The organism is Chitinophaga sp. (assembly GCF_017745275.1).
In the GTDB taxonomy this organism is placed as follows: domain Bacteria; phylum Bacteroidota; class Bacteroidia; order Chitinophagales; family Chitinophagaceae; genus Chitinophaga.
The window spans coordinates 405,948-418,261 of sequence record NZ_JAGHZS010000010.1 but is presented as its reverse complement, the minus strand read 5'-3'; the positions used below and the strand labels follow the sequence as shown (position 1 = coordinate 418,261).

The 12,314-nt window shown below is 47.4% G+C and carries 15 protein-coding genes; 9 read left to right on the top strand and 6 right to left on the bottom strand.

Annotated elements, in window-relative coordinates:
• Window positions 1–33: 33 nt before the first annotated feature.
• Both J7623_RS28240 and J7623_RS28235 read right to left on the bottom strand, forming a co-directional pair.
• Entirely contained in the window at window positions 34–459 is a 426-nt protein-coding gene (locus J7623_RS28240) for a VOC family protein (RefSeq protein WP_291927496.1), read from the bottom strand.
• 124 nt (window positions 460–583) lie between these two features.
• Window positions 584–1,717, bottom strand: coding sequence for a lactonase family protein (locus J7623_RS28235; protein WP_291927493.1), 1,134 nt, complete (start codon window positions 1,715–1,717; stop codon window positions 584–586).
• A 228-nt stretch (window positions 1,718–1,945) separates the two neighbouring features.
• Here J7623_RS28235 and J7623_RS28230 point away from each other — a divergent pair, with 228 nt between their 5' ends.
• From J7623_RS28230 to msrB, 5 genes are all read left to right on the top strand, one after another.
• On the top strand, window positions 1,946–2,398 hold the full coding sequence (locus J7623_RS28230) for a hypothetical protein (protein WP_291927490.1): 453 nt from the start codon (window positions 1,946–1,948) through the stop codon (window positions 2,396–2,398).
• 50 nt (window positions 2,399–2,448) lie between these two features.
• On the top strand, window positions 2,449–3,009 hold the full coding sequence (locus tag J7623_RS28225; protein ID WP_291927487.1) for a TetR/AcrR family transcriptional regulator: 561 nt from the start codon (window positions 2,449–2,451) through the stop codon (window positions 3,007–3,009).
• Window positions 3,010–3,108: 99 nt separating this feature from the next.
• A complete protein-coding gene (locus J7623_RS28220; RefSeq protein ID WP_291927485.1) occupies window positions 3,109–3,672 on the top strand; it encodes a carboxymuconolactone decarboxylase family protein in 564 nt (187 codons plus the stop codon).
• Window positions 3,659–4,048, top strand: coding sequence for a DUF302 domain-containing protein (locus J7623_RS28215; protein ID WP_291927482.1), 390 nt, complete (start codon window positions 3,659–3,661; stop codon window positions 4,046–4,048). Before J7623_RS28220 ends, J7623_RS28215 begins: the two co-directional genes overlap by 14 nt.
• A 108-nt stretch (window positions 4,049–4,156) precedes the next feature.
• Window positions 4,157–4,672 (top strand): peptide-methionine (R)-S-oxide reductase MsrB, encoded by a 516-nt coding sequence (gene msrB, locus J7623_RS28210; protein WP_291927479.1) that lies wholly within the window; start codon window positions 4,157–4,159, stop codon window positions 4,670–4,672.
• Between the two features lie 162 nt (window positions 4,673–4,834).
• On the opposite strand, the gene J7623_RS28205 is transcribed toward msrB, so the two are convergent.
• Complete coding sequence (locus J7623_RS28205) at window positions 4,835–6,004, bottom strand: serine hydrolase domain-containing protein (RefSeq protein WP_291927476.1); 1,170 nt, start codon at window positions 6,002–6,004, stop codon at window positions 4,835–4,837.
• A gap of 90 nt (window positions 6,005–6,094) precedes the next feature.
• A complete protein-coding gene (locus tag J7623_RS28200; protein WP_291927473.1) occupies window positions 6,095–7,213 on the bottom strand; it encodes a helix-turn-helix domain-containing protein in 1,119 nt (372 codons plus the stop codon).
• A 119-nt stretch (window positions 7,214–7,332) separates the two neighbouring features.
• On the opposite strand from J7623_RS28200, the gene J7623_RS28195 reads away from it, so the two are divergent.
• Entirely contained in the window at window positions 7,333–8,088 is a 756-nt protein-coding gene (locus J7623_RS28195; protein ID WP_291927471.1) for a hypothetical protein, read from the top strand.
• Here J7623_RS28195 and J7623_RS28190 read toward each other — a convergent pair whose 3' ends face one another.
• Window positions 8,089–8,820, bottom strand: coding sequence for a DUF481 domain-containing protein (locus J7623_RS28190; RefSeq protein ID WP_291927468.1), 732 nt, complete (start codon window positions 8,818–8,820; stop codon window positions 8,089–8,091).
• 79 nt (window positions 8,821–8,899) lie between these two features.
• Here J7623_RS28190 and J7623_RS28185 point away from each other — a divergent pair, with 79 nt between their 5' ends.
• From J7623_RS28185 to J7623_RS28175, 3 genes are all read left to right on the top strand, one after another.
• Window positions 8,900–9,391: a hypothetical protein gene (locus J7623_RS28185; protein WP_291927466.1), complete on the top strand. Its 492-nt coding sequence runs from the start codon at window positions 8,900–8,902 to the stop codon at window positions 9,389–9,391.
• Between the two features lie 85 nt (window positions 9,392–9,476).
• Window positions 9,477–10,316 carry a sugar phosphate isomerase/epimerase gene (locus tag J7623_RS28180; protein WP_291927463.1) on the top strand — a complete coding sequence of 280 codons (840 nt, stop codon included), beginning with the start codon at window positions 9,477–9,479 and terminating at the stop codon, window positions 10,314–10,316.
• A 67-nt stretch (window positions 10,317–10,383) separates the two neighbouring features.
• A complete protein-coding gene (locus tag J7623_RS28175) occupies window positions 10,384–11,121 on the top strand; it encodes a hypothetical protein (RefSeq protein ID WP_291927461.1) in 738 nt (245 codons plus the stop codon).
• Window positions 11,122–11,179: 58 nt separating this feature from the next.
• On the opposite strand, the gene J7623_RS28170 is transcribed toward J7623_RS28175, so the two are convergent.
• Window positions 11,180–12,301, bottom strand: a complete 1,122-nt coding sequence (locus J7623_RS28170) for an efflux RND transporter periplasmic adaptor subunit (RefSeq protein ID WP_291927458.1) — start codon at window positions 12,299–12,301, stop codon at window positions 11,180–11,182.
• Window positions 12,302–12,314: the final 13 nt, after the last annotated feature.

Here is a 12,314-nt window from a genome sequence, read left to right as displayed (position 1 = left end):
TGCAGCAGTTATTGGATGATGGAGAGGGTTTCGTTATTGGTTGGCTTTAGCTGCCAGTATTTCCAGGTAGTGTTTATTGGTCATGATACCGAGGATATTTCCAAAAGGATCTACCACGGAAGCCGTTACAAAGGCGCCTTTACCGCCGCTGCGGTCTGTAATATCATCATACAGTTTAGCACCGGCAGCCAGGAGGCGGTCGAGGGTTCCTTCCAGGTCATCTACGTGCCAGTAGGCAACCGCGCCGGCGCCTGGTGTGGCGGCGCCTGCAGGGGCATATTTGCTATCGATGATACCTAACTCGTGCTGGTAGTCGCCGATGCGGAACTCCGTGTAGCCGGGAACGTTAAAATAAGGTTCCATACCCAGGAAGTCTGCATACCATTTCTTTGCTGCTTCCAGGTCTGCTGCATAAAAGCTGATAGTTGCCAGACCGCGTAATACGGATGATGCTTTCATTTCTACAGGTTTTATAGTTTTTAAAATCCTTGTTTCGTGTTTGATAAGTCAAAGGTATCCGGCGGCTATGACAACCTTATGTCAGCAGTGATTTACTATTTTAAAAAAATTTTGAGGGCTGCTACTACCTGTTATAGGCCCTTAATTGTAAAGAAGAAGGATTCAATACTTTCACGTCTACCCCGGTGGCGGTTAGCAGGCCGGTTTTCGGATGCCGCTTAAACACTACAATGTTGCCGCTGCGTTGGTTGGCGACCAGCAGGAACTTACCGGTGGGGTCAATGACAAAGTTCCGCGGATGTACGCCGCGGGTTGGCTCCTGCCCTACTTTCGTCAGGGTACCCTTTTGCGGATGAATGGCATAAATAAAAGTCATATTGGCATCTTCCCGGGTAGAGGCATATAAAAATTTACCATCCGGGGAGATGTGAATGTCAGCGCTGTTATAGTCCGATGCAAGTGATGGCAGGTGAGCGCTGATACCCTGTATGCTATCTAACCGGCCGGAATGGTAGCGATAGGCAGTCACCATACCACTTATTTCGTTGATGCAATAAGCGTAAGGCAAGGCAGGATGAAATGTAAGGTGACGGGGGCCACTGCCGGGTGCAGTAGTGGTATAAGGCGGCGTTGCCGGTTGCAGAGGAACCGGTTGGTCAGCGAATAGTTCGTATGCCCTGATTTTGTCGGCACCCAGATCAGGGAAAAACGCGTAGTGGTTGTCTGGTGCAAATATGGCAGCATGCACATGTGAGCTCGTTTGGCGGGGCAAAATGCTGCTGTCACGAAATGTGATGGTCTGGCTGGCAGGTGCGATGTGCCCATTTTCCAGCAGCTGAAAAATGGAGAGGCTACCGCCGGTATAATTGGCGCAGAGCAGCCACTTGCCTGCTTTGTCAACGCCCACATAGGCAGGGTTATCTCCACCGCTGTGCTGGCGACTCAGCAGCGTTAATGTTTCATTGGTACTATCGAAGGCCAGGCTGCTGACGCCGCCAATATTGGGCGTTTGTGCTTCCGAGCACGCATAAATATATTTACCATTGGGTGATATAGCCAGAAAGGAAGGATTCAGGATACCTTTCAGCGCATACACGGGCTGCAAGGCGCCGGTATGATCGTTGAAGCGATACAGGTATACCCCGTCTTTTTCCTTATCACGATTATAACTTCCTACAAAAAGGTAATACTGCTGGGCATTGGCCAGCAGGCCTGCTAATAATGCAACGGCAACAAGACAACAAAGTTTACGAAACACGGGCAACAGATTTAAGCGTGAAATGGATACACAAGATACTCATCTCCGGAAAAAATAATAACAGGAGAAATGGCCTGTGATTATTTTTCCTTCATGGTAATACTTCAAGGCAGGCTGTTAAAACAGGGATTTCGAAAGAAGAAAAACAAACTGGTCCCCTCCATAAATAAAATCTGGTCCCCTATCGCTATGAACGCTTGTAATATTTTTGCATATAAATAAGAAAATATGAAAGACTCAATTGGATTTCCTCAATTAATACTGCGCCTGGCGCTGGGATTAGGCTTTATTTTACCGGTAATGGACAGGCTTGGGATGTTAGGCGCCCCGGGAGCGGAAGGGGTGGCATGGGGCGACTGGCCTCATTTTATTGCCTACACAGAAACGATACTCCCTTTCTTGAACAAGCCTTTGGTGAATGTGGCCGGTGCGCTGGCTTCAACAGCGGAGGCGATATTTGGGATTTGCCTGATTATAGGGTTCAAAACCAAACAGGCAGCGTTTGGCAGCGGTGTGCTGACTTTAATTTTTGGCATTTGTATGGCCCTGTTTTTAAATATCCAGGCGCCATTCAAGTACCCGGTATTTGTTTTCGTGGGTGCTGGTTTTGTGCTTTCCGGAGTATCCCGTTTTAAGTGGAGCGTGGATGAATTACTTACTAAAAAGGCGGCCTTAAAATAATAATAGACAAATTTGTCTATTATTATTTTTCTGGTTAGCTTTGTTGCATCATGGCAAGACCAGGTAATCCAAAGGAAAAGATAATGGCCACTGCGGGCCGCCTGTTTTACGAACAGGGCTACAATGCCACCGGCATCAACCAGGTACTGGAAGAAGCCGGCGTTGCCAAAGCGAGTCTTTATACGCACTTTGGTTCCAAGGAGGAACTGGGACTTGCCTACCTGAAGGAAGCCAGGATGCAATGGTTTGCCGCTATCACTGCAGTAGTGGAACAAAAAACGGATCCGGAGGATCGACTGCTGGCCACTTTTGAGTTCCTTGAAAAACAGTTGCCGTTACAGCATTTCAAAGGTTGCCGCTTTATTAATATGCTGGCGGAGATTGGTGATGCACAGCCGGAGATGCAGCAACAGGTGCTGGAACACAAGCGGAAACTAAGACGCTACCTGCATCAGTTGCTTATCGCTATACCCGGACAGGCCGCGGCTGGCACCGCAGATACCATTTACCTGCTGTTTGAAGGCGCTATTGTAGAGAGCAAAATATATAAAGAAATATGGCCGGTAAAAACGGCTAAAAAAACGGTGAAGCGGCTGATCAGCATGGATTAATTACCCGCTCACGACCACCTTATTTTTCAATGCCCGTAGCTACGGGTAATTTTTAAAACTTATTATAGACAAATTTGTCTATAATTAATGATCTAAACGATGAAAACAATATCACCACTCGCCTTAACGGAAGCCCCTGCAGCGGCGCAACCCGTACTTGCCCAGGTAAACCGCCTGCTGGGCCGCGTACCCAACATGTATGGAGTAATGGCCCATTCACCTGCCACCCTCGAAGCCTATGCACAGTTAAGCAACGCCCTTCGCAAGGGTACGCTGGGTGCCTCCATGGCCGAAAGAATTGCCCTTGCCTCCGCGGAATATAACGGCTGTAACTACTGCCTGGCGGCTCACACCTATACAGGCGCCAAAGCCGGTTTGTCTGAAAATGACATCCTGGACGCCCGCAAAATGGATTCCGTTGACCCTAAAGTAAATGCCGGCCTCGCATTTACCCGCCAGTTGCTGGCAGCACCCAACAGCTTATCACCCAACGACATCCAAAGGCTGCAGGAAGCCGGCTATACGGAAGGAGAAGTCCTCGAAATCATTGGTAATGTGGTCCGTAATATTTTCAGCAACTATGTGAACATCGTAGCTGGCACGCCGGTTGACTGGCCCCCTGTTGCTCACCCGTTAAACGAAACTACCCATGAAAACAGATAACATCACCCTGTTGCTGGAGCAGCCCTTTGAAGCGGCACTGTCGCAGGCCAGAACCGCGATCGCCGAAAATGGTTTCCTGCTGCTCCATGAAATCAACCCACAGGCCATCCTGGCCAGCCAGCAAATAGAGATCGGACCGGTGCGGCAATTACTGTTTTTTCACCCGGTATATATGAAACAGTTACTGGACCGGGACCCTACCGCCGTGATTGAAGTACCCCTGAAACTGGTATTGCGGGCTACTGATAAAGGCACTACCCTCAGCTATTTCAATCCGGTGGCGCATTTTGAGGGCTATGAAGGACTGGATGCACTGGGAAAAGAACTGCACCTAAAAGTGGAGCTCATTGTGGCACAGCTCCGGAAAACGGTGTAAAAAGCATCTTTTAGGTAAGGATCACCCATTGCTTCCATCTTACTGAAGAACAACGCGTATACGGGTTTAAATCCGTAAATTTAGGTACCTTATCAATCATTAAAAAAGATGAAACCGATATTTCTTTTAACACTGATCCTGGCTTCGCAGATTGCCTGCCATAGCCAGACGGGCAATAAAGAACCCATGGAAAAGAACCCATATTACTCAAGAACAGACACCCGTAAGCTGCATGTTACCAATGCAGAATGGAAAAAAGTATTGCCCCCGGACCTTTACGCCGTTGCAAGGGAAGCCGCTACGGAAAGACCTTTCACCGGAAAATACTGGGATGCAGACGTAAAAGGCAACTACTATTGTGCCGTATGCGGTAATCCCCTCTTCCGTTCAGATGCCAAGTTTGCCAGCTCATGTGGCTGGCCCAGCTTCTTCGAACCACTGAGGGCCAACAGCGTCATTTATAAAGAAGACAATTCCCTGGGTATGCAACGCACCGAAGTACTCTGCGAACGTTGCGGTTCCCACCTTGGGCATATCTTCGATGATGGTCCACCGCCAACGCATAAACGTTTTTGTATGAACTCTGTTTCACTGGACTTTGAACCAGATCCCGGCGCGCATTGATTTTTTGAGCAGAAAGCTGAAAGCACTAAGCAGCAGGCTATTGTAGCGGGCGACTAAAGCAGATGTTGTCCTGGAACAGCATTAAACTGATTAACTTTTTTTAAATCTTACAAAATCAAAAAAGTTAATCAGTTTAATCCTGCTCTCAGACAAAAAATCGCACTACTCCACAAAATGTTCCAGGAAAGCCTTTGCAAAATCCGACGCATCCAAATGCTTGTTCAGATTGCGTTTGAAAGGACGATAAAATCCCATAGGTCCTACCCGCATAAGATGATAAAAAGGACGACTCAAATCCTGTGAATTAGCCAGTACAATAAAGGTGAGATCTTTCTCCGGCACCTTTACAAAAAGGGCTGAATAGCCGGTCCACCAGCCAGTATGCCACACCACTTTAATTCCTTTATAGCGGCCAATAAACCAGCCCAGGCCATATTGTATGCGTTTCCCTTTTGGCGTTACATAAGGTGTAAATACCTTTTTCCAGGTGGTATCCTGCAGAAATTTTCCATCGTCAATAGCGTTGGAATAAATACCTAAATCAGCTACCGTACTCATGATACCCGCAGCCGGGCCAAATCCGTAACTAAAAGTTACCGGCACCATTTGTCGGTGTTGCCAGTCGTAGGGCTTGGCTACCTGTTGCATAAACGTTGCCTTATCATACCCGGTGAGTGCAAAGTTCAGGCTATCATCTGTGCTGGGGGCGGTATTTTTAAGCGACAGCGGCACCACTATCTCCTTCATCAGCAACTCCCCGAAAGATTCACCGGAAGCCTGCTGAATCACTTTGTCCAGTTGATTGTACCACGCGCCATTATACCGGAATTTATAACCTGGCTTGAATCCATTCAACGTGGTTCCCATAGCCGTATGCGTTAGCAGGTGCTTAATTTTAATTTTCGGATCGCTTCCCCAACGGGCGCCCAGGTTGATTTTGTATTTGCTGATGGGATCATCCAAACTAACTTTCCCTGCTTCCACCTGTTGCATCAGGATAATGGAGCCAAATGTTTTGGTAACCGACGCCACCTGGTAAATAGTATTTTCATCTGGTATCACCTGGTGTTCCCGGTCGGCGTAGCCAAATCCTTTTCTCCAGGCCAGCTGGTGTCCGTTCACAATACCAACGGAGATACCGGGAATGTGATAGTGTTCCTGCAGCCAGGCTATTTTCTTTTCGAAAGCGGTAATGTTGGCAGCGCGCCATACAGTGTCCTGCGGTGTTACTTTGACGGCTGTTACGGGCGTGCGCGTAGCGCGACAGGAAAAAAACAGCACAACGAACAGCAGGTATAAGTCTTTGCGAAATGCGTGGGAGCAATTGATCATGTGAAGAATGGGTTTGCCCACAAAGCTGCATGTTCAGCGGGATTTCACCTACTCATATCCTGATTTGAGCAATGAAAAAGATGGATTTGATTACATCTTCATAGCCGTTTTTCTGAATTCGGAGGGCGACATGCCGGTATGCTGTTTGAATACCCGCTGAAAGGTAGCGGGGGAACTAAAGCCACAATCGTACGCCAACCCGGCAAAGGTGAGTTGCGCCACATCGGCCTGTAATAACTTTTCTTTAAACAGGTTCACGCGGTAGCTATTGACATACTCATTGAAGTTCTTACCCAGGTGTTGATTGAGTACTGCGGATATAGTTTTGGGAGAAAGCCCGGTATGTTCAGCTACCTGCTGCAGGCTAAGCCCGGTATCCAGGTACAGGCGGTCTTCTTCCATGGCTTTTTTCAAAGAGCGCAACGTGGTGTCTACTGTGCCTGCCGGCAAAGGGATATCGCTTTTTTTATCGGTCACCAGTTGCTGATAAGAGATGAGATAGCCACGGATGCCCAACCAATAGATCAGGAGTGTCATGGGTATATAGATAGGATACCAGTTGAAACTATCCAGCATCATATCCGTATAACGCGGGATCACGTAGGGCACCAGGTATACCAGCCATACTGCTGCAAATGCGGCGATCCCGCGGGCAAACTGCCGCAACCACAACCAGCCCGGAGTAACTTTACCGGCGGCCTGGTAACCTGCCAGGTATTTAAGAGAGATATAAGTGTATATCGCTACCGATAACCATCGGGGAATATCTGCGTATACGTTATAGTCGTCAATAAAAGCCCCCCAGGGACCGGGTACATTCTTAATGGTGTTCGTATATACACCGGTAACAAAAATAATGGCTGTTAAAGGCGGCCCCAGGTCAATAATAGCTGGCAGGAACTGTAATCGCTCGCGGCGCCCCAACCTGAATCCCGGTTCCAGGAAAGCGCGGATATAAAAATACATCAGCGGTCCGAATAACATACCGGTGACCAATGGTACAAAGTTAGACAGGAACACCAGCCAATGCGAACCAAACCAGTCTTTAAAACCGGCGTATACCCCGAAGCTGGCCGTAGCCATCAGTAAGATGAAAGTACCCAACAGCCGGTTCGCCAAACGATTATTCGGCGCATAAAAAAGCAATATACTTACGATAATGCCCTGTATCGTTCCCAGTAAAATAATCGTTTGTAATAATCCTTTCATGTGCGTGCTGATCCGGAAAACAAAATACACTAAAAATCTTTGTGTACATGATCCGGGATCTTTCAATCAATTGTTTCCTTATTTTAGACATCTCACCTAATCATCTAAATACCAGTTAAATGGGACATCGTACTTACCTGATTAAATCAAGCCCGGATGCATCAGTGGTGCTGTTTGAGGCTAATAACAGCCTTCCATTTTTCTGGCTGACTTTGATCCGGGAAAAGCACCTGGAACAGGCGGAAAGCGCTATGAGAGAAAGATATGCGGCCATACAGGAAGCAGATGACGATAACTTTCCTGCCGGCTATTCCAATATCCGCATTAACAGGCAGGAGGCGATTACCAACGGCGAAGCCACCTACCCATTTCTGGAAAAATTCTATCCAGCTACTTTGCCTTTATTCCGCGACTTTATCGCCTTCCTTGATAAGAATACTACCTCTCCGGAGGTGTTGGAACTGGATATTTTTGCCCTATCCGGATTTAATGGAATAGACTTTTTCCTGGAAGATCTGCAGGACGACCTGCGGGCACAGGAAATGAATGAGGGAGAAAAAGTATCTGGTTATTTTAGCTATCACGACCTTACCTCGCTGACGGGATATGGAGCCTTCCCTGGAAGCAATGCAGGAAAGTATCACTACAAGCCTGTACAGCAGCCAAGACATGCACCCGTTCTGAAGGCGCCAGCCACAAAGCCATCTATACCCGGATCTATTGGCATCATCCTTATCGGCATTGCTTCGCTGTACATACCTTATCGCGGCTACCAGAAGGAAGGCATTACCTTTACGGTTATCTTCTGCCTGCTGCTGGCACTGGGTGTAATGTACATGGGCTTTAAGCGGCTGGTGGCAGCCATCAGCAAATAGTTAAAAGAATTTCTCTACCGTCAGCCCGTAATTCATCAACAGGTTCTCCCTGTCTGTGCGATTTACTTTGTTATACGTCATAGCCGCTGTAACACTCAGCCAGGAACGGAGCTTAACGGAAAGGCTGTTATTACATTTTATAATATAGTCGTTACTGTGAATGAGTGAATTTTGAAGATAGTTAGATCCTTCCAGCACCACCATATTATTGATCACCCATTTGTAGGATACCCGCAGGGAATTGCGCACCGTTTGATACACATCGGGAATGGTATCCTGCAGGTAAAGGTTACTGGCTTCAAAGAGTACACCATCACTGAGGTTCAGCGTAGCCTGTGCATGATGGATTACATCATAGGCAATACCGCCGCCACCCTGGAAGCGGCTATTGATTTTTAACGAATAACTTTTTTCGAAGTTGGCGAGGCCCCAGTAATAAAATTTCTTCTCTCCCCGGTACACGCTTACATCTGTGGCGGCGGAAATATCGTTGTTGGTCATGCTGTGGTCCTGTTTACCATAAACATAACTGGCCCCGGTATTCATGGTCAGCCGTTTCTTACTGATTTTAAAGCCCAGGTTATTATTTAGCAAGAAAGAATTTCCGTTGTTTGTTCTGTTGATAGAGCCGGTGGAGGCGTATTTCATATAATAATGCACCGAGTCGCTAAACTGTGCAGAGGTGGTCAAACAATAACATAACGACAATAATAGTAGAGTTATTCTCCTCATGATCCGTATTTAAATGCAATTCCCCGCTGCACAATTAACGTGCCTGAAGAATATTCAACAGATTAATTATATTTATGCTATGTTCAAAACATTCACTGGCGCTATTAAGCGCCGTCCATACCATTTATTGCTACTGGCAGCGTTACTGGCATTTGTGCTGTCATTATTTATGTACAATCGCCAGGTAGATATTCATCTTTATGACACTTATATAGTGACATCCGCCACATTTTTGTTATGGCCGCCTATGCTGTTTTTTACGATCATCGGGCTGTTGTATCTAAGCCTCCATCGATTTTTGCCACGTAAAACGCTCACATGGTTACATGTAATACTTACACTGGCCACATTGCCCATCGCCATTATCATCGTTTACTGGTATCAGGAGTTTGCCTCGTCGGCAATAACATTTGTTCAGCCTGCAACAACAACGGCCATACTACTTCAACCACAACAACAACTATTTATTGCTGCCGGCATTGCTTTGGTAATTGTCGGTACACAGCTGATCTTTATTGGTCACCTGATCTATGGCATCACTAATTACTTCCTGAAAAAACAGGCGCTTTAGCATGAAAAAATAAAGAATTTTAGAGATCTTAGCCGCCTGTCACCTGCATAGCAATCATATTGCTATCACCACGTAAAACAACGATATGTCATCAAGAAGGAACTTCCTGTTACAAACTGCCATGGGCATGGCTGCTACTACCATGGCGCCTTTCGCTGCTACCGCCGCCTTTACTGGTAATAAAGAAAAAGGACCACTCGCCGTAGGCATGGCGGGTTACACCTTTGCCAAGTTCGACCTGGACCAGGCCATCGCCATCATGAACCGGGTGAATATTACGAACATCTCTGTGAAGGATATTCATCTTCCCTTAAACAGCACACCAGAGAAAATACAGGAAGTGCTGGGGAAATTTACCGCTGCCGGCATCAAAGTATATGCGGTAGGCGTTATCTATATGAAAACAAAGAAATCAGTAGATGAAGCCTTCGAATATGCCAAACGCGTAGGTGTGCCGTTGATAGTGGGTGTACCAACACCTGACTTGCTGGACTATACCGAAGAAAAAATCAAAGCATATAATATCCGCCTGGCAGTGCATAACCACGGTCCGGAAGATGCATTGTATCCCGGTCCTAAAAACGCCTATGACCTTATTAAAAACCGGGACCCGCGACTGGGATTATGCCTGGATATCGGTCATGCCATGAGAGCCGGTGAAGAGCCTTCCAAAGCTATCCTGGCGTATAAAGACAGGATCTTTGATCTTCACATCAAAGACGTAAGTGCTGCCGCCAAAGATGCTAAAGCCATTGAGATAGGCAGAGGCGTGATCGATTTTAAAAAGCTGGTTACTGCATTGGATAAGATCCGCTACCAGGGTGTATGCAGCATTGAATACGAAAAAGACATGAGCGATCCGCTGCCGGGCATTGCCGAATCAGCAGGCTTTTTCAGGGGAGTGATCCGCACGGTGAACAGCTGAGTTATTTTGTAAGCCGGGAGAATAGGATTAAATTAATGATCTATTTTCTCACGCTCAAAATAACTTTATGAGTTTAATTACTGTGACGGTATACCTGCAGGCATTGGGCGGCAAACTATTGGGTCCCAATGCCTGGAATCCCAACTACAACTCCATCTCCGTGGTTATGAATGTAGGCGGTACGCCCTTCAACTTAAATTATAACGCCAGCAGCAGTATCGATGATGGTAACATCACCCCGTTGGTGAGTGGCCGTACCCCCAACCTGCTACCGATTATCACCCCTGATAATACCAACAGCGGGCAGGTGGATTACCTCGCTACCGACAGCAACTCCGTATGTGGCACGCTCCCGTCGTTCCTGGTGACCACCATGACACCCGCCACCATCACCGCTACCATCCCCTATCCCAACATGGATACACCGATGACCATTACGCAACAGGTAGTGCTTAGTCCCACCCAATCCACGTATACGTATACACTGATAGTGCCGGGACTGCTACTGGAGCAGGATACTGCGTCCTCTCCGTCCCAAGTTGCAGTGTTCGTGAAAATGATGTGTGGCTGCCCCGTAACAGTGAATACCTTCAAAAGTTTCCGGGCGCCGGAAGACTTTGTAGTGACGGCTTACGCCACTTATGGACCAGCTGGCACAGTGGCTTATCCGATGCACTTTGATCCGGCCGCCAATAATTCCTCTTTCATCGCTACTATGGTAGATCCTTCTTATACCAGCATTTACTTTACCGCGCAACAGCGTAGTACCGGCAATTACGGATACCTGCTGGTATCCGGTTCCTGACAACAAAAAGGGACTGCCTCCCTACAGAGACAGCCCCTTTAATTCATCATCTATCAACCTACTTAACGTTTACATGATCGGCGGGCGCATTATCCCTTACTTCTTCGCTGGCAATAGTTACCAGCGTATCGCCTGTATTTAGTTCCCCGAATACTTCTGTTTTCCCTTTTTCGGTACGACCGGTGGTAACGGGTATCCATTTTGTTTTTTTATTTTCAATCTTCACTACATATATGCCTTTCGTGGAATTCAGTATAGCCGTTGACGGTACCAGGAAGTTGCTGGCACTACCGGTCAGCGGAACCGCTACTTCTGCTACCATACCCGGTAACAGGCTTTTATCGTTGTTGGCCACATCAATTTCGATGTGTTGGGCGCGGAGCTTGCGATCCAGCGCACCTGCCAGGCGTATTACTTTTCCTTTAAACTGTTTATCTGCCAGTGATCTCACGGTAAAATTCACTTCACTCTGGTTGTTCAGATAGCTGGTATACGCTTCCGGTACACTCACCACCAACCTCAGTTTCTTTTGTTCCTGTAAGGTAAAGATGGGCAGTTCAGAGCCTTTACCTGAAGGGCCCACATAGGCGCCAGCGCTGACGTTGCGGGCGGTGATCACGCCGCTGAAGGGTGCACGGATTTCCAGGTAATTACGGTTATCACCTATTTCCCGATGTGCGGCTCTGGCGGCCTCCAGTTGTGCCAGGTCTGACTTCTGGCGGGCAAAGGCCACGTCCAGGTCGTTCTGGGAAATGGTACCCGGTGTTTTACTGGTTTCCAGCAGGCGGTCGTAAGTGGCTTTGCTGGATAAATAAATGGCTTCCTGCGACTTCAGCCTCGACTCAGCACCAGATAATTGTGAATTGATTTCCGGCGCTTCCATGGTCACTAATAACTGTCCTGCGGACACTTCACTACCTACGTCCACATTCATTTTTTTCACGAAGCTGTTTACTTTGGCGTAGAGGTCAACCTGCTGGAAAGCGACCAGCTCACCGGGAATTTGTATAGAAGAAGAAAGACTGCCTTTCTCCAGGGAGAAAGCGTCCAGCGCGGGCGCTATTTCAGTGGCGGATGGGTCTTTCGCTTCTTTGGCGCCGGAGGAGCTACAGCTTTGTAGTCCTGCGGTGATCATCATGGCAGACAATAAAGAGAAAGTGATACGGAAACCGCTGTTCATAAAATATATTTTA